At 43.6% G+C, this 24,624-nt stretch carries 24 protein-coding genes and 1 riboswitch; of the genes, 1 reads left to right on the forward strand and 23 read right to left on the reverse strand.

The window, feature by feature from the left end; translation table 11 throughout:
• Nucleotides 1-192 precede the first annotated feature (192 nt).
• Nucleotides 193-453, forward strand: a complete 261-nt coding sequence (locus E2L07_RS14135) for a tyrosine-type recombinase/integrase (RefSeq protein WP_233443925.1) — start codon at nucleotides 193-195, stop codon at nucleotides 451-453.
• 45 nt (nucleotides 454-498) lie between these two features.
• On the opposite strand, the gene sufB is transcribed toward E2L07_RS14135, so the two are convergent.
• The 23 genes from sufB to E2L07_RS14250 form a co-directional block, all read right to left on the reverse strand.
• The gene (gene sufB / locus E2L07_RS14140) at nucleotides 499-1,896 is read right to left on the reverse strand and encodes a Fe-S cluster assembly protein SufB (RefSeq protein WP_010899600.1); all 1,398 of its coding nucleotides are present in this window, start codon (nucleotides 1,894-1,896) and stop codon (nucleotides 499-501) included.
• A gap of 37 nt (nucleotides 1,897-1,933) precedes the next feature.
• Nucleotides 1,934-2,374, reverse strand: coding sequence for a Fe-S cluster assembly sulfur transfer protein SufU (sufU, locus tag E2L07_RS14145; protein WP_134229883.1), 441 nt, complete (start codon nucleotides 2,372-2,374; stop codon nucleotides 1,934-1,936).
• The gene (locus E2L07_RS14150; RefSeq protein ID WP_134229884.1) at nucleotides 2,364-3,584 is read right to left on the reverse strand and encodes a cysteine desulfurase; all 1,221 of its coding nucleotides are present in this window, start codon (nucleotides 3,582-3,584) and stop codon (nucleotides 2,364-2,366) included. The genes sufU and E2L07_RS14150 overlap by 11 nt, the downstream gene beginning before the upstream one ends.
• Entirely contained in the window at nucleotides 3,584-4,891 is a 1,308-nt protein-coding gene (gene sufD, locus E2L07_RS14155; protein WP_010899603.1) for a Fe-S cluster assembly protein SufD, read from the reverse strand. Before sufD ends, E2L07_RS14150 begins: the two co-directional genes overlap by 1 nt.
• A gap of 47 nt (nucleotides 4,892-4,938) precedes the next feature.
• Nucleotides 4,939-5,730, reverse strand: a complete 792-nt coding sequence (gene sufC / locus E2L07_RS14160; protein WP_010899604.1) for a Fe-S cluster assembly ATPase SufC — start codon at nucleotides 5,728-5,730, stop codon at nucleotides 4,939-4,941.
• A gap of 185 nt (nucleotides 5,731-5,915) precedes the next feature.
• Nucleotides 5,916-6,960 (reverse strand): IS630 family transposase gene (locus E2L07_RS14165; RefSeq protein ID WP_090752857.1). Its coding sequence is split into 2 segments (ribosomal slippage): nucleotides 5,916-6,461 and nucleotides 6,463-6,960, totalling 1,044 coding nucleotides; the frame shifts between segments, so codons are not numbered across the junction.
• A gap of 389 nt (nucleotides 6,961-7,349) precedes the next feature.
• The gene (locus tag E2L07_RS14170) at nucleotides 7,350-7,484 is read right to left on the reverse strand and encodes a YuzK family famiily protein (RefSeq protein WP_321542944.1); all 135 of its coding nucleotides are present in this window, start codon (nucleotides 7,482-7,484) and stop codon (nucleotides 7,350-7,352) included.
• A gap of 203 nt (nucleotides 7,485-7,687) precedes the next feature.
• Nucleotides 7,688-8,131: a carboxymuconolactone decarboxylase family protein gene (locus tag E2L07_RS14175; protein ID WP_053430331.1), complete on the reverse strand. Its 444-nt coding sequence runs from the start codon at nucleotides 8,129-8,131 to the stop codon at nucleotides 7,688-7,690.
• 189 nt (nucleotides 8,132-8,320) lie between these two features.
• Nucleotides 8,321-8,443 (reverse strand): AgrD family cyclic lactone autoinducer peptide, encoded by a 123-nt coding sequence (locus E2L07_RS14180; RefSeq protein WP_134229885.1) that lies wholly within the window; start codon nucleotides 8,441-8,443, stop codon nucleotides 8,321-8,323.
• A gap of 399 nt (nucleotides 8,444-8,842) precedes the next feature.
• On the reverse strand, nucleotides 8,843-10,126 hold the full coding sequence (locus tag E2L07_RS14185) for an IS110 family RNA-guided transposase (RefSeq protein ID WP_053430222.1): 1,284 nt from the start codon (nucleotides 10,124-10,126) through the stop codon (nucleotides 8,843-8,845).
• Between the two features lie 96 nt (nucleotides 10,127-10,222).
• Entirely contained in the window at nucleotides 10,223-10,801 is a 579-nt protein-coding gene (locus E2L07_RS14190; protein WP_134229886.1) for an accessory gene regulator AgrB, read from the reverse strand.
• 11 nt (nucleotides 10,802-10,812) lie between these two features.
• The gene (locus tag E2L07_RS14195) at nucleotides 10,813-12,087 is read right to left on the reverse strand and encodes a hypothetical protein (RefSeq protein WP_010899609.1); all 1,275 of its coding nucleotides are present in this window, start codon (nucleotides 12,085-12,087) and stop codon (nucleotides 10,813-10,815) included.
• A 30-nt stretch (nucleotides 12,088-12,117) separates the two neighbouring features.
• Nucleotides 12,118-12,915, reverse strand: coding sequence for a sensor histidine kinase (locus E2L07_RS14200; RefSeq protein ID WP_134229887.1), 798 nt, complete (start codon nucleotides 12,913-12,915; stop codon nucleotides 12,118-12,120).
• A gap of 350 nt (nucleotides 12,916-13,265) precedes the next feature.
• Nucleotides 13,266-14,123: a MetQ/NlpA family ABC transporter substrate-binding protein gene (locus tag E2L07_RS14205; RefSeq protein WP_041820865.1), complete on the reverse strand. Its 858-nt coding sequence runs from the start codon at nucleotides 14,121-14,123 to the stop codon at nucleotides 13,266-13,268.
• A gap of 15 nt (nucleotides 14,124-14,138) precedes the next feature.
• Complete coding sequence (locus E2L07_RS14210; RefSeq protein WP_083445608.1) at nucleotides 14,139-14,738, reverse strand: methionine ABC transporter permease; 600 nt, start codon at nucleotides 14,736-14,738, stop codon at nucleotides 14,139-14,141.
• 49 nt (nucleotides 14,739-14,787) lie between these two features.
• Nucleotides 14,788-15,804 (reverse strand): methionine ABC transporter ATP-binding protein, encoded by a 1,017-nt coding sequence (locus tag E2L07_RS14215; protein WP_053430328.1) that lies wholly within the window; start codon nucleotides 15,802-15,804, stop codon nucleotides 14,788-14,790.
• A gap of 217 nt (nucleotides 15,805-16,021) precedes the next feature.
• Nucleotides 16,022-16,134, reverse strand: a riboswitch (SAM riboswitch).
• A 111-nt stretch (nucleotides 16,135-16,245) separates the two neighbouring features.
• Nucleotides 16,246-17,487, reverse strand: coding sequence for an MFS transporter (locus E2L07_RS14220; protein WP_053430327.1), 1,242 nt, complete (start codon nucleotides 17,485-17,487; stop codon nucleotides 16,246-16,248).
• A 142-nt stretch (nucleotides 17,488-17,629) separates the two neighbouring features.
• A complete protein-coding gene (locus E2L07_RS14225) occupies nucleotides 17,630-17,866 on the reverse strand; it encodes a YusG family protein (protein ID WP_053430326.1) in 237 nt (78 codons plus the stop codon).
• Between the two features lie 127 nt (nucleotides 17,867-17,993).
• Nucleotides 17,994-18,380 (reverse strand): glycine cleavage system protein GcvH, encoded by a 387-nt coding sequence (gcvH, locus tag E2L07_RS14230; RefSeq protein ID WP_010899616.1) that lies wholly within the window; start codon nucleotides 18,378-18,380, stop codon nucleotides 17,994-17,996.
• 70 nt (nucleotides 18,381-18,450) lie between these two features.
• The gene (locus tag E2L07_RS14235) at nucleotides 18,451-18,810 is read right to left on the reverse strand and encodes an arsenate reductase family protein (RefSeq protein ID WP_134229888.1); all 360 of its coding nucleotides are present in this window, start codon (nucleotides 18,808-18,810) and stop codon (nucleotides 18,451-18,453) included.
• A 204-nt stretch (nucleotides 18,811-19,014) separates the two neighbouring features.
• A complete protein-coding gene (locus E2L07_RS14240; protein WP_010899618.1) occupies nucleotides 19,015-20,799 on the reverse strand; it encodes an acyl-CoA dehydrogenase family protein in 1,785 nt (594 codons plus the stop codon).
• Between the two features lie 21 nt (nucleotides 20,800-20,820).
• Nucleotides 20,821-22,002 (reverse strand): acetyl-CoA C-acetyltransferase, encoded by a 1,182-nt coding sequence (locus tag E2L07_RS14245; RefSeq protein WP_134229889.1) that lies wholly within the window; start codon nucleotides 22,000-22,002, stop codon nucleotides 20,821-20,823.
• A gap of 20 nt (nucleotides 22,003-22,022) precedes the next feature.
• Entirely contained in the window at nucleotides 22,023-24,404 is a 2,382-nt protein-coding gene (locus E2L07_RS14250) for a 3-hydroxyacyl-CoA dehydrogenase/enoyl-CoA hydratase family protein (RefSeq protein ID WP_134229890.1), read from the reverse strand.
• Nucleotides 24,405-24,624: the final 220 nt, after the last annotated feature.

Consider the following 24,624-nt stretch of genomic DNA (forward strand, 5'->3'; position numbering starts at 1 on the left):
CCCCGCGGGGGGCCTGCATAAAAGGAATGCCATAACCTACATTTTTATTCTGCCATAAACACTGTTACGCGAATTGAAGAAGTTTAAATTAAAGCAAAACGAGCTAATTTTAAGTGACAAGCGGTTTCAAAAAAATGAAGAAGGAATCATGTTTCAAAACTACTTAGGTAATCTACTGTACGTGAATCGATAATCAAATACTGCAAAAAAGCAGGTGTAGAATATAAAGGTACTCACGGCTTCCGACATACACATGCCGTTTTGCTTCTTGAGTCAGGAGCAAGCATTAAATTCGTATCTAAGCGGTTGGGACACAAAACAATTAAAACTACTGCTGACACTTACCTAGATATTACGGAGAAAATAGAAGAAGACGAACTCAAAAAGTTCGCCTCCTACACTAGCAGAAAATCTGAATCGGCACAAAATCGGCACGTGCCAGATTCTTTATAATTCAAACCCCGGCATAACCCCCATTATACCAAGGTTTTTTGTTTATTATCCAATCGACCCTTCCATTTCGAACTTGATTAGACGGTTCATTTCAACCGCGTATTCCATTGGAAGTTCTTTTGTGAATGGCTCAATGAAGCCCATGACGATCATTTCCGTTGCTTCTTCTTCAGAGATTCCGCGACTCATCAAGTAGAAGAGCTGATCTTCCGATACTTTAGAAACGGTCGCTTCATGCTCCAACGTAATGTCGTTGTTTAAAATTTCGTTGTACGGGATCGTATCTGAAGTGGATTCGTTATCCATGATCAGCGTATCGCACTCAATTTTTGATTTCGATCCTTGTGATTTACGGCCGAAGTGGGCAATTCCTCGGTAAGATACTTTTCCGCCCTGCTTGGAAATGGACTTCGACACGATCGTTGAGGAACAGTTTGGCGCCAAGTGAAGCACTTTCGCTCCTGCGTCTTGGTGCTGCCCTTTTCCTGCGATCGCGATGGAAAGAATCGTCCCTTTCGCCCCTTCCCCTTTCATAATGACCGCTGGGTACTTCATCGTTAGCTTGGAGCCGATGTTTCCATCGATCCATTCCATTGTCGCGTTTTCGTATGCGACCGCACGCTTGGTTACGAGATTATACACGTTCGGCGCCCAGTTTTGGATCGTCGTATAACGGCAGTACGCATCCTTTTTGACAATGATTTCAACAACCGCACTATGCAAGGAGTTTGTTGTGTACACAGGAGCTGTACAGCCTTCTACATAGTGGACAGAGCTGTCTTCATCGGCAATGATAAGCGTACGCTCGAATTGTCCCATGTTTTCTGAGTTAATACGGAAGTACGCTTGCAATGGCGTCTCCGTTTTTACGCCTTTTGGTACGTAAATGAACGATCCCCCAGACCATACAGCCGAGTTTAACGCGGCAAATTTGTTGTCGGTTGGTGGAATGATCGTACCGAAGTATTCTTTAAAAATATCTTCGTTTTCCTTCAGAGCAGAGTCTGTATCTTTGAAGATAATTCCTAGCTCTTCAAGATCCTCTTTCATGTTGTGGTAAACCACTTCAGATTCGTACTGAGCGGAAACCCCTGCAAGATATTTTTGCTCTGCTTCTGGAATTCCAAGCTTATCGAATGTGTTTTTGATTTCTTCAGGTACTTCATCCCAAGAACGCTCAGATTTTTCAGATGGCTTAACGTAATACGTGATGTCGTCAAAATCAAGCTCTGTTAAGTCTCCGCCCCATTGTGGCATTGGCATTTTGTAAAATTGCTCAAGCGACTTTAAGCGGAAATCGAGCATCCATTGTGGCTCCTGTTTCATGCGGGAGATTTCCTCTACGATTTCCCGAGTTAATCCGCGCTTCGAACGGAAAATCGACACGTCCCGATCAGAAAACCCATATTTGTATTCGCCGATTTCAGGCATTTTCTTTGCCATGGGAAAAACCCTCCTTTTATTCATTACACAAGGACCACTATTCATGTCCTTCGTTTAGACCTTTCTCGAGCGCCTTCCAAGCAAGCGTGGCGCATTTAATCCGCGCTGGAAACTTAGTTACGCCTTGAAGGGCCTCAATGTCTCCTAAATCAAACCGTTTATCATCATAATCGTTCCCTAACATCATATCCGAAAAAATATCCGATAATGCTAAAGCTTCGTCAACCTTTAAACCTTTGACCGCCTGCGTCATCATCGACGCGGAGGCTAAGCTAATGGAGCACCCTTCACCAATGAACTTAGCTTCGACCACTTTGCCATCTTGAAGCTTCATCTGCAACTGAATGCGGTCACCACATGTGGGATTATTCATGTTTACACTTAACGTGTCATCTTCAATCGTTCCACGGTTCCGCGGGTTTTTATAATGATCCATGATCACTTGTCGATAAAGTGTATCAAGGTTACTAAAAGACATGACCGAAGTACTCCTTTGTTTTTTCTAGCCCTTTTGCTAATGCATCGATGTCTTCCTTCGTATTGTATAAATAGAAGCTAGCCCGCGCCGTTGCTGTTACATCCAACCATTTCATTAACGGTTGGGCGCAATGGTGACCTGCGCGTACCGCGATTCCATCTGCATCTAACACCGTAGCCACATCATGCGGATGGACGTCTTCAATGTTGAACGTGACGAGTCCTGCTCGTTTTTGTGGGCCATATACCGTCATACCTTCAAGCTCTGAAAGACGGTCAAGCGCATATTGAGCGAGCTCGTGCTCATGCTTTTCGATTTCATCCAAGCCGATGTCTTCAAGGAAGTCAATCGCCGCTCCAAGACCGATGGCACCAGCAATAATCGGAGTTCCTCCTTCAAACTTCCACGGAAGCTCCTTCCATGTGGAATCATAAAGGCCAACGAAATCAATCATTTCACCACCAAATTCCACCGGCTCCATCTTCTCCAATAGAGCTTTCTTTCCGTAGAGAACACCGATCCCAGTCGGACCTGCCATCTTATGGCCTGAGAATGCGAAGAAATCACACCCCAACTCCTGGACATCTATTTTCATGTGAGGGGCACTTTGCGCACCATCGACGAGCATGATTGCACCGTGACGATGGGCGATTTCCGCAATTTCCTTCACCGGATTGATGGTTCCTAATACGTTGGAAACATGCATAATAGCGACTATTTTTGTTTTTTCAGAGATCGTTTTTTCAACGTCCTCTATCTTAATGGTACCATCTTTTTGGAGTGGAAGATAGGTTAAAGTCGCCCCCGTTGCCTTTGCTACTTGCTGCCAAGGGATGATGTTGCTATGGTGTTCCATCGGGGTAATGACGATTTCGTCGCCCTCTCCTAAGTTCGCACGGCCATAGCTTGCAGCTACAAGGTTAATCGCCGTCGTCGTTCCCCGTGTAAAAATGATCTCCTCTGTAGACGACGCATGAATGAAACGGCGGACCTTTTCTCTTGCACCTTCATACCCGTCCGTCGCCAGCGTCCCTAACGTATGGACGCCACGATGAACATTGGAGTTGTAACGCCGATAATAATCATCTAATGCTTCGATGACAGCGATCGGCTTTTGAGACGTAGCTGCACTGTCCAAATAAACAAGGGGACTTCCATTCACTTCTTGATCGAGAACGGGAAACAGCTTTTTAATCTCATGAGCATTCATTATTTAACTTTCCTTTCGATCGCTTCCACTAGTCGTTCTTTTACCGATTCAATCGGAAGCTGACCAACGACCGGTGCTAGGAAGCCATGAATGACAAGGCGTTCGGCTTCAGCACGTGAAATGCCTCGACTCATTAAATAGAACATTTGAATAGGATCGATTTTTCCGACTGAAGCTGCGTGACCGGCCGTAACGTCATCTTCATCGATGAGCAAAATCGGGTTGGCATCGCCACGAGCTTTTTCGCTGAGCATGAGCACACGCTCTGTTTGCTCTCCGTGAGACTTTGTTGCCCCATGCTCGATTTTAGAAATCCCGTTAAAAATGGACGTCGCTGCTTCACGCATAACACCATGCTTTAAGATATAGCCTTCTGAATGCTTGCCATGGTGGAAAATTTGCGTAGTAAAGTTTTGCTTTTGTTCGCCGCGGCCGACAGAGACCGTTTTCGTATCAGCCCAAGAGTTGTCGCCAAGCAAGTGAGTTGTGTTTTCAGACACGGTGTTTCCATCGTTCATTTGCCCTAACGCCCATTCCACACGGCTATCGCGACCGACATGAGCACGACGTACCACGTACGTTGTTACTCCCGCTGCTAAATTGTCAACAGCGCCAAATGAGACTTTGGCGTTCGCACCGGCGAATACTTCAACCACAATGTTAGCTACTGCTTCTTCCGATCCGAATGATGCGTAGTTTTCCACATAAGTGATGGAGCTATTGTCTTCCGCCACGATGATCACATGGTTGAACAGTCCTGCTTTCTCCGTATCAAACCAGAATACAGATTGCAACGGCACTTCAATTTCCACATTGCGAGGAACATAGATGAACGTTCCACCGTTGACGAGGGCTGCATGAAGAGCGGTTAGGCGATTTTCATCAACTTTTACCGCATCTTTCATGTAATATTTCTCCACCAGGTCTCCGTGCTCTTTAACTGCTGTAAGAAGATCAGTAAAGATGACACCCTTTGCCTTCAATGCTTCATCTAGTTTGCTATAAACAACGGTCGCATCGCGTTGAACGAGAAGATTTTGCGTATCGGACGCTTCTCCGATTAGTCCCTTAACTTCATCGCGAAGCTCATCAATGGAAGCAACTGGGCTCACTTCTGGAAGTTTGTGATCAAAATTCGTGAAGTTCCACGAAGTAATTTTCGTTTTATCTGGTTTTGGCAGCTCGAGTGTTTCTACAAGCTCAAACCCTTTTAGGCGAATGTCCTTGAACCATTGTGGTTCATTACGTGCATCTGAAAACGATTGGACATACTCTTTATCGATCGTTAATTTCGTCTCGACTGACATACTAACCCACCCTTTTCGTTGATTCTGTTTACTATAAACGGATTGCTTTACGCTTCTTGACCTTCACTTACACGCTCATCTTCAATTCCAAGCTCTTCCTTAATCCAGTCATAACCTTCTGCTTCAAGACGTTGCGCAAGCTCAGGGCCACCTGATTTTACGATCCGTCCTTGCATCATGACGTGAACTTTGTCTGGAGTGATGTAGTTCAAGAGACGCTGATAGTGGGTAATGATGAGACAGCCAAATTCAGATCCACGCATGGCGTTAACACCTTGAGAAACGACTTTCAATGCATCGATATCAAGACCAGAGTCGATTTCGTCAAGAATCGCAATTTTCGGCTCCAGCATCATGAGTTGAAGAATTTCATTACGTTTCTTTTCACCGCCAGAGAATCCTTCGTTTAAGTAACGATGAGCAAATGATTCGTCCATATCAAGTAGATCCATCTTTTCATCAAGCTGACGAATAAACTTCATTAATGAAATTTCATCGCCTTCTTCACGCTGTGCATTAATGGCAGAACGTAAAAAGTCTGAGTTTGTCACCCCGCTAATTTCACTTGGGTACTGCATGGCTAAGAACATACCTGCTTTCGCACGCTCGTCCACTTCCATTTCAAGCACGTCTTCGCCGTTTAACGTGACGCTTCCGCTTGTGATTTCATATTTAGGGTGTCCCATAATCGCCGAAGCGAGGGTTGATTTACCTGTTCCGTTTGGCCCCATGATAGCATGAATTTCGCCACCATTTACTTCAAGGCTAAAATCCTTTAAAATTTCTTTTCCTTCAATCGTAACATGAAGATTTTCGATTTTTAAACTAGGTGCTGACATGAACATAACCTCCAATAAATATTTGTTAACGGCGAAGCTGAGCACACAGATAGGGGCTCTCGCCTAAAAAATCATTCTCAATTTATTCTCATTACAATCTTATAATATATCCAATTAAACTTCAAGACAACTCGTTTAATCTTTCACAAAGAAAAGAGGCTGTCTATATAAGTTGAATTTATCTTTTACAATCGAATGCACAATCGATCAATAACTTTTCTAGGTGAGTCATTTAACTCACGAATAAAAGCTTGCACATTTCTTCGAATCTCTTTAACAGAGGAATAAAAAAGGTTATTAATTACGTCTGATTTGAGCCATTTCCATAACCCTTCAATGAGATTTAACTCAGGGCTGTAAGGTGGTAAAAAAACCAATTCTAAACGATGTTGGTGGTTACGCAAAAAAGGTTCAATCAGCTTCGCATGATGAATACGGGCATTATCTAACACCATGACAATCTTACCGGTCGGATAGTGTTTCAATACCTTTTGAAGAAAACGAAGAAACGCTTCGGCATCGTATCGTTCTTCTTCTACACAAAGCACATCTCCCGTTTCATAATTAAGTGTACCGATGAGTTTGACACCCTGGTGCTTTCCATAAGTCGGAATGATTCGTTGCTTGCCTTTTAAAAACCATGTGTATTGAAGAGCTTGGTAATCCCGAATCATCGACTCATCTTGAAAGAGAAGATGGTCAATCTCCTCATTTAAGAGTTTTTTTATAGGCAGGGAACGTCTCTTCCACAAACTCTTTTTGTTTCAACGGGTCAGCTTTTGCCAGCGTATAAGTCGGTTTGGTATAACTAAGGCCTAAATCGTGTAAAAGTCGAGAGACACCACGAAGAGTATACGGTTGGTTCCATTTTTTCTCGATAAATGAAGCAATGATCTTTAACGTCCAATTATACTTAGCTGGGAAGCCAACATCTACGGGAAGTTTGGTCGCAATCACTTGAGCCAATTCCTGTTCTTGTTCGGGTGTTAATTTGCGTGGCGCTCCAGGTGATTGTCCCATGGTTAAGCCATCTAGTCCCTTTTCTTCGTAGGCATTCACATAGTTATAGATAGTTTTTTCGGAACGCCCAATCATGGTTGTGATTTCTTTTTTAGAATAGCCTTGTAAATAAAAGTAAATCGCTTGATAACGTTCATACATTCGTTTATCTTTGGTCGTTTTCATCGCTGTAAGCAAGGTTTCGATTTCATGTTGACGTGAATGGGTCATCTCGTTCCTCTCCGTTCATTGGTAAGTGTTACCCTTATATTTCAACAGAGAGTAATTGTAATCCTTTAATTCAACTTATATAGAAAGCGAGCTCCAACAAATTTCTTCACTTCATGACCCCCATCCCCTATATGTAATTTTCATCTAGTCTGACTAAAGTGACAATGAATCGATCGTAAACTTCCCTGAAAATAAACCTCCCCTCGTTTGCTATATCCTATTCTAACTTAGTTGAATTACGATTCCAAGGTGAATGAACGATGAAACGATAAATATTAAATAAAATTGTTGGAAAACTTTTCGACTTTCGGGAAAATGACCCGTATTAATTATCTATAGAAGAAAAAAACAGAGAAGCTAAAATACTGCCTCTCTGCTCGTTATGATTTTTATGCTGACCGTCTCACAACCCCAGTCAACCGAAATGCTTGTTTATATTCCCTCTCTCTTTCTTTTTCCACATCGATCCGCTTCTCTAAATCCTGACTGTATTCAGCATAGCTCATACCATGAGATTGGTGCATCGCCTTCTCCATCTCAGTTGTTACATTGAGCTTAGATAAATGGATAGAAATCATCCTTCCTTCGTTTTCGTTTCACGAATAGCGTAACATACAAAACGAAGGGAACCAATGCTAGTCACCGAGAGTCTCACGCGATTCCTTCTAATCATAAGGGGCTACGCAATGTCAGATGATTTACGCTTACAATTACGCGATCCGACCCATTAATGCTTCATATTTTGGTTTTGACCTTGCTTTTGGTTTTGACCGTTTTGACTGTCTTGTTGATCTTGTTGACCTTGTTCTCCATTATTTTGTCCGAACTCATTCATGGCTTCTTGAACGAGCGTGACGGCCTGGCTCATGGCGGCCCCTCCACCAAAAGCAGCAGTCACTCCAATCGCTTCCAGAATCTCTTCTTCTGAGCAATCTTGGTCCATGCATCCTTTTGTATGATAAATGATGCAATATTCATCTTGGGCAAAAACGCTAACACCTAGGGCGATCAACTGTTTCTGTTTTTGCGAAAGCTCCCCTTTTGCGAAGCAAGCTTCAGTAAACGCATTGTACTTTTCTGCAATCTCCGGCATCTTCTGTTGAAAGGTGCCAAGCCCTTCTTTATAATCCATTAGTGCCATTTCCATCGGGTTCATTTGTTGTTGATCCATCGTACAACCTCCTTTGCTTTTCAACGTCTTTAGTATGAGATCGAACTACATAATTCATTCGAATAATGATTCAAAAGCATCCTTGCAAAACAAGAAAAAAACCTTTATCGTGAAAAAAGGTGAAAGAAATGATGGGAACAGCATAGGAAAAGACGACCGAAATGGGCGTTCGACCGTCTTTTCTTTACATTATTTTTGTTTCTTTAAGCTATTAGGAATCTTTGGCGCATATATGAGTGGGCTAGACGCATTGACAAACGCTTTTGAGATTCCAAGAGTCGCTTTTGAAATGACTTTAGCTGTTCTCTTCATTCGTTTCACCTCCCTCTATAAATTAAGATTTTCTTCAAAATGCTTTAAATATCTTAGAATTTCATTGCCTTTTGTTATCCTCTGATTAGATGAAACTTGCATTTCATGCATTTGTTGGAAATATGAATGCCATCCTGGTAGAGATCATGCTTTCTCGCTTTAAAAATATGATCGCACCAGTGGATCTCCACATTTCTCTGGGGGTTACCCTCCCATTTCTCTCAGGGTCTTTGCCCGCACATTCCTTCGTCCAACCTAACCAGAGGTGGAGGCCTGTAAAAGCTCCTTTGCAGGGTCTATGCCCGAATGGTGAAATTAATCAACAGGCTTCTCCGTGCTTCGCTTTTCAAGGATCTGCACACCTAGATATTTAAAGATATTTGTGTTTCTTCAACATGACTAAGCAGCATTCTGTATTTGTTGCAAGCGGATGTGTCCGAGACATTTTTCTCCATTGTAAGACACACGCTTGTGTCCTAAGCTAAATAACACGCGAATCAACTTACAGCACAACGCGATCATGGATTGTTGTTTTTTCAACGGATTCTCGGAGCGTGTCGTTAAGTACTCATGCATTTGCTTGAACTCCCGATTCTTCGCCACCATGGGGCGTATCGCTGCATACAACAGGGATCTCAGTTTGGGGCGTCCCCGCTTGGTAATGCGGGTTTGACCTCTGAACTTGCCTGAGGTATTTTCTCGCAGATTGAATCCTGCCAGTTTTTGAACCTGTCGTGGGTGCGTGTAGTTGGACAGATCGCCAACCTCAGCCAGGAAGCCAGCCACTGTCACTAGTCCCACGCCTGGAATACTCATCATGTAGGGCACAGCTGGAATCTGCTCTAGTAATGCTTCTACATCTTGCATGAGCTGTTCCATTTGTCCACACAAACACTGGTATTGTTCCATCAAGCTTTGGAGTTCTTGCCTAGCCATTGACAGACCTTCCGTAAGACCAACAGAACGCTTGGCGGCCGCCACAAGCGCATTGGCTCGCTTGATCCCTATGGCTCGTTTCACTTCTTGCTTCCAGTGTCTTAGGATCTTTTCCGCACCCAGATTGATGATTTCTTGCGGGAGAGGAAACGCCTCTAGCGTCATCAGTGCAGCCTTTCCTTCCCAAATCTTAAACACCTCATGAAATTCAGGGAAAAAGCGATCCAGCCAGTTGAGAATACGCCCCCGAACGCGTTGTAAGTCTTCTTGTAGACGGTCTCGCAGGTTCATCCCATTACGTAATTCAGCATATATGCCAGTGGGGACTTGGGGTTCAGAGTACCGTCCGTCTTTGACCAATTGAGCGATGACTCGGGCATCCTTTACATCATTTTTGGTGGGCGAATTGTCATCTAATTCCTTGCTCTTCTTCACATGCATCGGATTGACGACAACATACTTAATCCCTTCATGGCGCAGAAACTGGGCAAATGCCATCCAGTAATGCCCTGTGGGCTCAAAACCTACAATGACATCCGGTTTGGCATGTTCTCGCATGAGGCTCTTCATCCACAAACGAAATCGTTGAAATCCGGCTCTGCTGTTTTCAATGTTCATTGGCTTGCCAAATTCAATTCCTCTGGCATCTTGAGCTCTAGCCACATGGTTCTCCTTGGCGATATCCACGCCAATAACGAGTGTTGATTCGGTGATTTGCTTGATTTTGTGATTTTGGTTATACTTCATCTTGAGTCCTCCTTCGTACTAATTAAGGATCAGTAGCTACTGATACCTCGTATCGTACAGGAGGGCTCTTTCTGTTTCAAACCTCAAATTCTTTCATTACAGGAATGCTCCTTTCAAGATGAACCGATTGAGCTGCCTCGTGACCTTTAGGCCAATAGGCGTAAGGAGCACCCCTTGTAATAGAACCCCGAGAACGAGGCCTTGAGCCGACATAAACATTGCAAGAATGATAAAAAGAACGATGAGGATGTAAGCTATCCGTTTCTTCCGCCGCTCCCAATGCTCTGTATGTACTACTTGATGAGCCTCATAGTATGGAGCGTATTTCCAAATCAACAGTCCCCCGCTAATTCCATAAAGAATCCAAGCATAGTTGTTTGCAAACGGAACCCAGAAAATTGCCGTGATGAACAGAACGGACAGCAAAGTACAGCCAATAGAATGATCAAGGTGAGCACCTCCCGTCAACACCCTCATGAACGTGAAGGATAGTGCGATTTGGAGAAACAGCCAAATCTCTCCGTGGAGAAGGCCAACCGCTATGACGAGCAATAAAGTAAAGAGATAGTGGAGAATGATCGTGAATCCAAACGTTAGAACCTCAACCGATTCTGTTTCTTCTGCATTCAATGCTTTCACTTGATGTGCCAACGTTAAAGCAAGACGTTCAAGCATCAAACCCCCCCCTATTTTCTTATAAAGCGGATGCTACATTCTAGCGGGCGAATTTGTGAATCAACTTTCGCGTTATTTTGCTGAAAGTACATAAGATCATCGACAATCTTAAGTGTTGTCACATCTTGCTCTGAAAGCTCTAGGTTGCTCGATATGCGATACTCTAACGTACTATCTGTCATGTTAATCTGCAGCCTGACAAACAAATCGGACATACCTGTTCGGTACAATGCAACGAACACCTCGTCCAATATCCGACTTAAATAACGAATTTGCCACAAAGACGTTGGGCGAACGTGCTCAAGAGTCGCTGACACTTTAAACTCGACACCTAATAACCGTGATAGCTTTTTCTTATTGATGAGAAAGGCATACATCACTTCATCTTCAGATTTGAACAAATGATAGCTCTCATCTTTCACACTAAAACTAGGTAGTTTTTTTATCGCGACTTTCTTTTCTACATACTCACGAATTAGTGGCGCCGACTCTTTTTCACAAAGCTTTAAAATCGCATTGGAATGGATGCTGTATTCATTTTGAATCGTTTCGACAATACTTGATAGTTGCTGCTCTTGATCTAGATAAAATTTCTTTGCCTCCATCATCCGCTTCGCTTGAAAGATGGAGTGAAGAACGTAGTACGTAGATAATACAAGGAAAAGCAATACGATAATGAAGAGAACAAATAAATGTTTGTTTAACACTGCACTTGTCGTCATCACATAAGATGCGAAGCAAATGAACAGAAACATCATAAACGCACTTACAAATATAACGCGTTTTTCCTTCGTCGAAAGCAAATCTCCTTCAATATGTCCGCGAAATTCGTTAAGCTGATAGCTCCCTCGGTAAATGCCGTATGAGGCTGTTGTTACAAGGAGGAACGTACCGCTTTGAATCAGCAACGTTACATCGGTATAAGACAGCAAGACGTCCCAATAACTGTAAGAGGACATGGCGGTAATCGCTTCGACAATGATTAATTGGGTAAAGATATAAAATCCATATCCACTGCTCGTCACGACTAACGACTCTAATGAATTAAATCGAAATAACCATCTGACAAGGATAAACAAAACGGTCATTTGAATGAAAATCACAATCGGCAAGTGCAAATGGGGGACCATTCGTAACACAAAAATCGATAAAAGACTCAATAACGTACCAATCGCTACAATTGATAAACGATAGCGGCGGAACGTATAACCAAATAATAGAACGGGAAACGATAAGAGGGCGCTCCATTCCAAAATGGATATTAGGAAGGTTAAAATGTGATACATACGTGATTCTCCCCTATCATTCTGAAAGATTTAAATCGTCATGTTTTTCCCTTTTGGAATGGTTAATGTGACAACCACACCTCTTTTTGGATGGTTCTTGATCTCAAGCGTCCCCTCCATGGCTTCTATAATGGTTTTGCATATGGGCAATCCTAAGCCTGTTCCCTCATCCTTCGTCGTAAAAAAAGGATAAAAAATGTTCTCTAATTGATCCTCAGCAATTCCTGGTCCATCGTCATGAATGACAAGAATCACTGCGTCCTGATCATTGGAAAGCTTGATGGAAATGGTTCCTTCTTCCTCTATTGCTTCAACAGCGTTTTTAATAAGATTAATAAGTACTTGCTCAAAGCGGGTTACATTACCTGAAATATATAAGCCTTCTGCCAAATCTGTGCGAAACCGGATCTCTTTCTTGTCTTGCTTCATTTTCTGAATGAGAATAACCTTTTCAATGCTACGCTTGACATCAATCAATGACAAGTTTTCCTCGTCAAGATGGGCTTTGGCGAACGTTAATAACTCTTGAATGAGCGCCTCCATACGAATAGCTTCATCTTTAATGATAGACGTATATTGGGCAATCGTGGGATCAGAGCGAATCGTTTCATTTTGCTCAAGGTATTGAGTAAAACCGATAATCGAGGTTAGAGGATTTCTTATTTCATGAGCAAAAAATGCCGCCATTTTTCCGATAGCTGCATGATAATTCTCATTTCCATCCTTATAATCATTTCCGATCTCACTTAGACGCTCTTGATATGATTTCTTTTTTTCTATTGGCTTTGTCTTTCTTTGCAGCCAGCTTTTAAAAAATGGACGGTTCATGATGATAACACTCCCACTAATCGCACGAAAAAATTCTGCCCTTTCGATATTGTTACAATTTCGACGCTTTATTGTAAGTTCCTTCAAATATTTTCATTCTTTTCTGACATAATTTTTCCCAGTTTTCGAATATTCCTGAATCGAACTGAGCGCCTCCCATAACGTAAGAAAAACCCCTGCTTGAGAAGTAACAGAGATAAATAAATCACGGTGTACTACAAAAAGGTGATGACTTATTACTGCCTCTCGGAAAGTTGCCTCGCTTTTGAGGCCATGCACCAGACAGCTACGCCTCCCTTTCTTCATTTACAAAGAAAAGACCAGCGATTATCATCACTGGTCCTTATCGATTACCCCATCGGAATGACCGCGCCATTGTACTGCTCTTCGATAAACTGACGAACTTCTTCAGATTGAAGAACTTCAACAAGTACTTGGAACTCAGGGCGATCTTGATCCTCTGCACGAACAACAATTAAGTTTGGCTGTAAGACATCTTCTGACTCAAAAGCAATTCCATATTGCTCGATGTCGACGCCACCCTCTAATGCATAGTTCGTATTGATCGCCACAGCATCTCCTTCACCATTTTCAAAAGATGGCGCAAGGAAACGTGCCTCTACTTGCTGTGAGCCAAATACGAGATTTTTCGGGTTGGAAGAGATATCATCAATTGTCGCAAGCTCCCCTTCTTCTACGTCAAGCTCAATCAGTCCAGCTCGTTCAAAGATCGGAAGGATTCTTCCATGGTCGCTAATCGAGTCACTGAAAATAATCTCTGCTCCTTCTGGAAGCTCTTCAAGGCTGCTATACTCTTTTGAATAAATTCCAATCGGTTCGGCATGAACTTCACCGAGGCTTACGAAATCATAGTCATATTCTTCAATTTGCTGAGCCAAATACCCTGGCGTTTGGAAATAGTTCACATCAATATCTCCATCTCTTAACGCTGTATTAGGTAAAATGTAATCAGTAAATGTTTCAATTTCGAGCGTAATCCCCCGTTCTTCAAGTAGAGGTGCCGCAAATTCAAGCACTTCAGTATGCGGAACAGCAGAAGCCCCGATTTTAATCGTTACAGGCTCATCCACTGATGCTTCTCCTTCTGCTTCTTCAGCCCCTTGCGTGTCCTCTTCACTAGTTCCACCGCAAGCAACAAGTGATAACGAAAGCGTCGCCGCGCCAATAATGCTTAAAAACTTTTTCATTTGAAAAAATCCCCCTTATCGTTTGTCTGTTATATTTGTGAAAAAATCGCCGATCCATTGGATGATAAAAACGAGAAAAAGGATCGTGATTGTTGCCACCAATGTAATCTCAGGGTTGTTTCGTTGAAACCCTTCAAGAAAGGCAAAGTGTCCTAATCCACCGGCACCAATGACACCGGCCATCGCTGTATAGCTCACAAGAGCGATCGCCGTTACGGTTATCCCTGAAATAAGCGCTGGGAATGATTCAGGAATAAGGACACGGCAAATAATTCGAAAATGGCCGGCCCCCATCGCCTGTGCCGCTTCAATCACCCCTTTATCGATCTCACGCAAGGCAATTTCGACCATCCGGGCGTAAAAGGGAGCAGCACCGATAATTAACGCAGGTAACGCCGCATTGGCTCCTAACATGGAACCGAACAGCGCTCGGGTAAATGGAATTAAAAGAACAATTAAAATAATGAACGGGATGGAGCGAAAAATGTTAACTATCGCACTGAACACCGTATGAATGGCAACATTTTGCCACATGTTTCCTTTGCTCGTTAAAAACAGAATTAAACCGAGAATGATTCCGATGACAAAGGTCGCCACAACAGATACGGACGTCATGTAAATCGTTTCCTTCGTCGCTTCCCATAAAGCGTCCCACTTAAAATTCTCAAGCACCGGCAATCACCTCCAATTCTAGTTGCTGCTCATGCATATAGGTAATCGCCTTTTCAATTTCGTCCTTCGGTCCATCGAGGTGGATAAACAACGTTCCATACGAACCTTCTTGTGTTTTTGAAATTTTTCCTTGCAAAATGTTGACGTCGACTGCAAAGGTGCGAATGAGATTTGTAATGAGGGGCTTTTCAGCCGACTCCCCGACAAAGGTTAGTTGGACGATGCGTCCTGATTTCACCTCATTGAGCAAATGCTGAACCGTCTCTTCCGGCTCTGTTACTTGTTTTACAAACTCTTTTGTTATATGCTCCTTCGGTTTACGGAAAACATCGAGGACTGGACCTTCCTCAACCACTTTTCCCGCTTCCATGACGGCGACCCGATGGCAAATCTTTCGAATGACATGCATTTCATGTGTAATTAACACAATCGTAAGACCGAGCTTTTCGTTAATGTCCACCAGGAGATCGAGGATCGAATCCGTCGTTTTTGGATCAAGGGCAGAAGTTGCTTCGTCACACAACAGCACCTTCGGGTTATTGGCAAGCGCTCGCGCAATTCCGACACGTTGCTTTTGTCCGCCACTTAATTGTGACGGATACGCCTCTTCTCGACCTTCCAAACCGACAAGATTGATCAGCTCATCGACTCGCTTTTCTCGCTCCTTTTTCGGAACCCCTGCAATCTCAAGTGGAAATGCAATGTTTTTTCTGACCGTTCGTGACCATAGCAAGTTAAAATGCTGAAAAATCATCCCGATTTTTTGCCGTTCGATCCGAAGGTCCCGATCGGAAAGCTTCGAAAGATCCTTCCCCGCCACAATGACGCTTCCTTCTGTTGGACGCTCTAACATGTTGAGCATTCGAATCAAGGTACTCTTACCGGCACCACTATAGCCAATGACACCGAAGATTTCCCCTTCATTTATTTTTAAATTTACGCCATCGACAGCGGTAACCGATCCCGTTTTCGCTTTAAAGACTTTTCTTATGCCGTCTAGCGATATCATGTTAAGCCCTCTTTTCTAAAAATATATCAGTTCGTCTACGCGTTACCAATTTAACGAAAGTCAGTACGAGAGCAAAAACTCTCACTCTCGCAAATTTCGTCTCAAGGAGCACGCAAATCATTATCGTAAGAAAGTACAATTCCGTGAATGAAACTGCATAATAGAACAAAAAAACCTTTCCGCCATGAGCAGAAAGGAATGTTTTACGTCTTCCCTTCTCTCATCTCTCAAAGCATCGCTTTGCAGGAATTAGCACCTTTTCCAAGCGATTTGCTGCTTGGCGGTTGCTGGGCTTCATCGGGCCAGTCCCTCCACCTCTCATGATAAGAGTTTTCTTACTATTCGTAAGAGATTTTCTTACACTATTCGCATGTTCATTGTCAGAATAATATCACGGTAAAAAGTCCTTGTCAACAATAGTAAAATAGTTTAAATTTTCGTTTAATTCACTCTTTGAAACACAAGAAAGAAGTAGGCAGATCCGATCAAATATAAGATAGCCGTCATTGAAAAGGCGATCGCATACCCTGTATAGGGCCCATAAACGACAACGATTCCAGCAGAAACAGGACCCATGACAGCCCACCCGAGCTGGAACACCATTTGTCCAACTGAATTCGCCAATCCTTTCATCGCCGGATGCACGCTTCTCATCATCAGCGCCATTTGAATCGGATTACCAGCATTCATTAATGCTTGCCTGAAAAGAAAGGCTAGGACGGCCAGCCAAGGGTTCATCGTAAAAGCGGCCACGAGCAAAAAGGGTAAAGAGGCGAGCTGCAAGTAAACAACAGCTCGTACTTCGCCATACTTATGGGCAACCATCGGCCCGACCATGAGAGCAATAGCAGTCATCGCCTGACCCATGGAGAGGACAATGCCAACTAGGGACGTGCTCATGTCGAATCGATCGGTAAAATATAAATTTAAATAGGGGATAACGAGGCCTGAACCAAAGCCAATTAACACATTGGCAATCGCAAATAAGCCGATCAGTTTAAGGCTTGAGCGGTGTTGTTTCATTTGTTGAATAAGCGAAGTGTCCTCATGATGAGCATTTGCTTGTTTAGAGCGCTCTTCTATTTGCAGCACTGGCCATAAAGCGGCAAAAAAACATGCGGTACCAATCAGCAATGTCAGACGAACACTACTAAGCATCGAAACTCCCCATAATACATTCCAGGCATCTGTCAGTATCCCACCTAGTAAATTACCAATGACGTTAGCGATCATAATTAAAGCAAAGTTGAAGCTAAACAAATGGACTCGCTCTTTCTCCGATGAGTTTTCCGCTAAAAGGGGAATGGCTGACACTTGAATAAACGCGAGAAAAAAACCTGTCATAAAAGCGGTCATCAGCAAGAGGGATTCACCGGCAAAAATTGAACGCAGCAGTAAGCTAATCGCAGTCAACAAGGCACCAATAAAGATCATCTTTTTTCGCCCTTTTTGATCGCTAATGAAACCAGCAGGTAGTAGCGCAATCGCGGTGGCCATTGCTTGCATTGCAATCACGCGTCCATTGACTTGTTCATCGTATCCTAATTCCCGAATATAATAATTGTAAATGACCATGAAGATCCCTAAACCGATGTTAGACAAAAGGGAGGAGACAAAAAAGTGGCGTACATTGCGATTAAACCCTTTACATTGTTGGTGCCACTCACGAATAAAACGACTCATCTCACTTCTCCTCATCAAAAGAATTTCGTACCCCTAAATAGTTTAGTAGAAATTTCATGAAATAGGAAGCGAATAGGGCTATGAATTTTTTGCCCCACTAAAGAAACCCAAACGAGCTTGTTCTCGCTTGGGTTACAGCTTTTTAGCACCAGCCCTGGTCACATCCCTCAACATAAGACTTCACTTGATTTGGTGCTGGGTTTTCATATTGAAACACTTTATCATCGCGAAAATCAAAGCCTTCTGCCATTTCATATTGCAATCCAGCATTCGTCTCAATAATACGACCAATTTTCGCACGATCGATATATAGGTTGAGATGACCGTTCTCCAACTTCCCATGAACCTTGCTTGTCACATCGACTTTCATCTGATCCATCCGGGCCCTCTCCTCCTTTTGTCTAAGAGGTATTCATAGTGTAGACAGAAGGCCGAAAGCCAATGCTATGCAAATAATGGCCAAAAAGCCAGAGCTACACGGCTCTGGCTTTCTTATTTTCGTCCTCTTATTCTTCGCTGATCATTTCCTTGTATTCGTCAGCGCTCATGAGCTCTTCCACTTGAGAGGCGTCTGATGGTTCAACGACAATCATCCATGCTTTTTCGTATGGAGATTCGTTAACGTACTCAGGGTTATCGTCAAGCTCTTCGTTGACTTCTACTACTTTTCCGGAAACAGGAGCGTACAGTTCAGAGACTGTCTTTACTGATTCTACGCTGCCAAAAGGCTCGTCCGCTTCCACTTCATCACCAACTTCTGGAAGCTCTACAAAGACAATATCACCTAGCTCTGATTGAGCAAAATCCGTAATTCCGATACGAACTTTGTCTCCCTCAACTTTTACCCACTCATGCTCTTCTGAATACTTTAACTCGTTTGGTAAATTTGACACCTTGAGTGACCTCCTTAGTAAATCTTTCATCCCTTACAATAGTATACCTTCTTTTTCCCGAAGGCAAAACTTACTTTTTCCACGTTTCTTCGTACTCCGCTTCCTTAAATCCTACCGTCACTTTATCACCGTCGGTTAAAATCGGGCGTTTAATCAACATCCCGTCCGATGCAAGGGTTTCGAGCAACTCATCCTCAGACGCTTCCTTCACTTTATCCTTTAATCCAAGCTCACGGTATTTCTTTCCACTCGTATTAAAAAATTTTTTTAGCTCAAGGTCGCTCTGTTCATATAATCGCTTCAATTCCTCTTTTGACGGTGGGTGTTCTACAATATGTACGCTATTTACTTCAATTCCGTGCTGATCTAACCATTTTTTCGCTTTTTGGCATGTACCACACTTCGGATATTGGTAAAACGTTAATGCCACAAATCTTCCCTCCTTTCATTCCATACGTCCTTTTATTATTGACGATTTGCACCACTTTCACAACTTTTCTGCTTACGTTTTGAAATGGCGAAACAGCCCTACCGCAGTAGGACTGTTTCACACGAGAGAGGAGAATGCTTCATAAGAAAGGAGGTATTTATTTTATTGGGAGGAGAAGTTCTCCTCCCAAATTGAAAAACAAGTTTACACAACGTAACGCTCAGCTTCTAAAATACGCCCTGCAATTTCCCGCTTTTTCGCAATCACATTGATTGGTGTATGGCGCGTAAGCTTACGTAAAATAGACGTCATCGTACGCAACGTATCACCTGATTGCATGGCAACCAATGATTCTTTTGCATGGGCTTCGATACGGTTGAATGCTTCTTGGCAAAAGACTTGCGTAAGTGCGAGCTTTTGCTCTGCCTTTTCTAGGCCGTTTCTGCGAATCGCTTTTTCTGTACGCAAAATGACTGATTCCATCGAGAAAATGTCGCTGACAATATCTGCAACGTTTGCAAGAAGTTCTTGTTCCTGCTGAAGCTTTTCACCGTACGTTTGCGCTCCTGTTCCGGCGATCATTAAGAAAACTTTCTTCGCCATCGACAGTAGATATTTTTCTTGTTCAAGGGGTTCATCTCCAACTTCTTGCGGCATGAGCATCATCAATTCCTCTTGCAAGGCTGTTGCCTTTTCAAGGAAAGGAAGCTCGCCTTTCATTGCTTTTCGTAAAATGGTTCCTGGAACGAGAAGGCGGTTAATTTCATTCGTTCCTTCAAAAATACGGTTGATCCGAGAGTCACGATACATCCGCTCCACTTCGTATTCAGCCATGAATCCATAGCCGCCGTGAATTTGCACCGCTTCATCTGCAACAAAATCAAGCGCTTCTGACCCGACAACTTTATTTAAGGAGCACTCAATCGCATACTCTGCAATCGCTTTGGCGACTTCACGACCATCTTTTTGCTGTTCTTCAGACAGTCCGCCAAGGCGATCCTCAAACAGTCCACCTGTGCGGTAAATGGAGCTTTCTGCCGCATAAGTAGTGACAGCCATATTGGCTAATTTTTCCTGAATAAGAGTGAACTTTGCAATTGGCTGTTTAAACTGCTTTCGTTCGTTCGCATATTTAGCTGCTAATTCAATTCCACGCTTAGAGCCGCCAATACAACCGACCCCAAGCTTGTAACGCCCTACATTTAAAATGTTAAACGCGATCACATGTCCTTTCCCAACTTCACCGAGGAGATTTTCTTTCGGTACAAGGGCATCTTCTAAAATTAACGTGCGCGTAGAGGATCCTTTAATCCCCATTTTCTTTTCTTCTGGTCCTGTAGAGACTCCTTCAAAGTCTTTTTCTACAATAAAGGCGCTAAAATGCTCTCCGTCGATTTTCGCATAAACGATGAAAACGTCAGCGAAGGCAGAGTTCGTAATCCATTGTTTTTCACCGTTCAGCACATAATGAGTCCCAGCTTCATTTAGAACCGCCGTCGTTTTTGCACCAAGGGCATCTGAACCTGAGCTTGGTTCTGTGAGAGCGTAGGCGGCAATTCGCGCCCCTGTTGCAAGGTCTGGAAGATATTTTTTCTTCTGATCCTCGTTCCCGAAAAATACGATCGGTAATGACCCAATGCCTACATGGGCTCCATAGCTTAAGGAGAAACCACCCGCTCGTGAAAACTTTTCTGTAATAATCGAGGAGCTAATTTTATCTAGCCCGAGACCACCGTATTCCTCTGGTACATCTGCACCAAGAAGGCCGAGCTCCCCTGCTTGTGTCAGCAAACGCCGAGAGATATCGAATTGGTGGTTTTCAATTTCATCAAGAACTGGAACAACTTCATTTACAACAAACTCTTCTGTCGTTTTTCCTATCATCTCATGCTCTTCTGTAAAATCTTCTGGTGTAAACACTTTATCTGCGTCAATTTCGTCGAGTAGAAAGCTTCCGCCTTTTACTGTTTGTTCTGCAGTGTTTCCCATAAATTTGTCCCTCCTCTTAAATTAACCGATTAATTCAAATACGCCAGCAGCGCCCATACCGCCGCCGATACACATCGTCACAACGCCAAACTGTTCGCCGCGACGTTTCATTTCATGAATAAGTGAAAGCGTTAGTTTCGTTCCTGTACATCCTAGTGGGTGCCCAAGAGCAATGGCTCCACCATTGACATTCACTTTGTCATGATCAAGATTTAACCCACGGATCACTTGAATGGCTTGCGACGCAAACGCTTCATTTAATTCAAATAAACCAATATCCGATAAATCGAGCCCTGCCATTTTAACAGCCTTCGGAATCGCTTCTACTGGTCCAACACCCATAATTTCTGGCGCGACACCTGCCACAGCAAATGAACGAAACTTTACGAGTGGTGTTAAGCCTTCACGTTCAGCAACCTCTCGATCCATAAGCAAGACAGCGGCCGCTCCGTCACTCATTTGTGAAGCATTTCCAGCCGTTACCGTACCTTTTGCATGGAATGCTGGGCGCAAGGCAGAAAGGGTCTCCATGTTCGTTTCAGGCCTAACTCCTTCATCGACGGAGAACGTGACATGTTTTTCTACAAGTTTATGGTTGTCATCAACGTGACGAAGCGTCACATCAACTGGAACGATTTCGTCTGCAAATTTCCCTTCCTCAATCGCTTTTGCCGCTCGCTTATGGCTCTCAACGGCAAAGGCATCCTGATCTTCTCGTGAGACTCCAAAACGACTGGCCACTTCCTCGGCTGTATGTCCCATTCCCATGTAATATTCAGGCTGGTTCTCCACAAGCGTCGGGTTCGGGGCGATCACATGCCCCCCCATCGGAATGAGGCTCATCGATTCGGCTCCACCGGCGACAATCGCTTCCCCTTGGCCGAGCATAATTCGTTCTGCCCCGTAGGCGATACTTTGCAGCCCTGATGAACAGTAACGATTGATCGTAATTGCCGGAACAGTATGAGGCATTCCAGCGAGGGCAGCAATGTTTCGTGCCATATTCATGCCTTGCTCTGCTTCTGGCATAGCGCAGCCAATAATGACATCATCGATTCGAGCGGGATCAAAGTCACCAGCTCGTTTTAACGTTTCTTTTACGGTTAACGCTCCTAAATCATCTGGCCGAACATTGGCGAGCGTTCCTTTTTTCGCCTTTCCCACTGGTGTTCGCGCACCAGCGACGATAACGGCTTCTCTCAACGTCTTCCCCTCCTCTGAAATTAATTGCGCAGCGGCTTCCCTTTCATTAACATATGCTGCATCCGTTGTTGAGATTTCGGTTCTCCTACAAGACTTAAAAACGCCTCCCGTTCAAGGTCAAGCAAATATTGTTCATCGACGAGCGTCCCTTTCGCTACCCGTCCGCCCGCGATCACAAACGCTAATTTCTCAGCAATTTTTAAATCGTGCTCGGAAATCATTCCACCGAATTTCATGGACTTTGCACCAAGGAGCATCGTCGCATACCCAGTTTCACCAACGACTGGGATCTTTTTGCGCGTTGGTGGACGATAGCCAGCATCATGAAGATGGATCACCTGCTGTTTCGCTTGATAAAGTAAATGATCTCCGTTCATGACAACACCGTCACGTTCGCTCAAGAAGCCGTTTTCCATCGCTTCATGGGCGGAAGTCGAAACCTTCGCCATCGCAATCGTTTCAAAGGTCTTATTGGCGATACTTTGCAAGTCAATGTTCGCCCCTTCAGGCAACCGTTCAAGATGACGTAAATAAAGCTCTTTGTTACCGCCACCTCCAGGAATAACCCCGACTCCAACTTCTACAAGCCCCATGTACGTCTCTAATGACGCTTGAATGCTTGCTGTCGGAAGGCAGATTTCCGTACCACCACCAAGAGTCATGGCAAACGGTGCTGAAACGACAGGCTTTTGTGAATAACGGATTTTAGCCATGGCTTGCTGGAATTGACGCACGACCATATCGATTTCAAAAAAGTTATCATCCTGCGCTTCCATAAGGATCATCATCAAGTTCGCACCAACACAAAAGTTCTTCCCTTGGTTGCCAATGACGAGCCCTTTGTAGTTCGCTTCAACTTCATCGACTGCTTTATTAATCATTTGGACGACATCAAACCCGATCGAGTTGTTCGGCGAATGGAATTCTAACAAGGCCACATCATCACCGAGGTCAATTAAGCTAGCACCAGAGTTTTTCGTAATGACACGCTCTGGTTTCAGAGCCTTCAAGTGAATGATTTTCCCATTTATCGGAATAACTTTCGCCTCACCATGGTGATAGAACGTACCGTCTTGATAAAAACGCTCTCGGCCGCTCGTTAACATCTCTTTCACCCAAGAAGGAACGGTTGCTCCTTCTTCTTCCATCCGCTGGACAGAGGAGGCTACGCCGATCGCATCCCACATTTCAAATGGTCCTTGCTCCCAGCCGAAGCCCCATTTCATCGCGTCATCTACGGCCTTAATGTCACCGGCAATTTCGTATACTTTTTCTGCTGAGTAAATAAGCACCGGCTTCATTAAATTCCAAAGTAATTGTCCTGCTCGATCGTTCGCTTGAATCAAAATCGAGAGCTTTTCATTTAACGATTTTGCCTGTTTCGCTTGTTCAATCGAAGGCGCTTTCATTTTTTTGCGTTTCTCATATTCGAGGGTGTTTGGGTTGATCTCTAAAATTTCTGAGCCGTTTTCCCCTTTTTGCTTTAGGAAAAACCCTTGCCCCGATTTGCTACCGATCCAGCCGTTTTCCGCCATTTTTTTCATAAAGACTGGTGGATCAAACACATCTTTTTCTTCACCGTCCACCACATCGTGAACATTTTTCGCCACGTGTAAAAAGGTATCAAGGCCAACAACATCTAGCGTTCGAAACGTTGCACTTTTCGGTCTACCGATGAGCGGACCTGTCACTGAGTCTACTTCACCTACAGAATACCCACCTTCCAGCATTTTCTGCACGGTTACAAGCAAGCCGTAAGTACCAATTCGGTTGGCAATGAAGTTAGGTGTGTCCTTCCCTTCGACGACCCCTTTACCTAACACGTCCTCGGCAAACGCTTTCATAAATGCTGTAACTTCTGGCTTTGTTTTTTTCGTTGGAATAATCTCTAATAACTTTAAGTATCTCGGCGGGTTGAAAAAGTGTGTCCCTAAAAAGTGCGCTTGGAAGTCCTCAGACCGCCCTTTCGCCATTGCTTCGATTGAAATTCCTGATGTATTTGAGCTTACGAGCGTTCCTTGCTTCCGGTATTGATCTACCTTTTCAAATAGCTGTTTTTTAACGTCTAAATTTTCGACGACTACTTCAATGATCCAATCGACCTCGGCAAGCTTTTCCACATCATCTTCCAAGTTACCTGGCTGAATGTAATGGACATGACTTTTCCGTGAAAGTGGTGCTGGCTTTTGCTTCTGCAATTTTTTCAGAGCTAATGTGGCCAAACGGTTGCGAACCGCTCGATCTTCAAGCGTTAGCCCTTTTCTTTGTTCTTCCTCCGTCAACTGGTTTGGCACGATATCAAGCAAAAGTGATGGGATGCCAACATTGGCTAGATGAGCAGCAATTCCAGAGCCCATAACTCCTGATCCAATGACGGCAACTTTGCGAATTTGACGAGCCATTGTTTTCCCCCTTCAAACGAATGAATACTCATTCATTTTTTGTTCAAAAAAAAGTGCTTCTTGCAATGATTTCAAATTTTCTATATTCACTATACCTAATTTTTCATATTCACGCAAGGGATTTCTGAAAATTTTGCCGAACCATTTTACTTTCCAATGTATAAAGCGGTTTCCAGTCATATTTCCTCCTTGTTTTACAAAACTAACATTGTACCGGAAA

The organism is Halalkalibacterium halodurans, from assembly GCF_004376175.1.
GTDB lineage: Bacteria > Bacillota > Bacilli > Bacillales > Bacillaceae_D > Halalkalibacterium > Halalkalibacterium halodurans.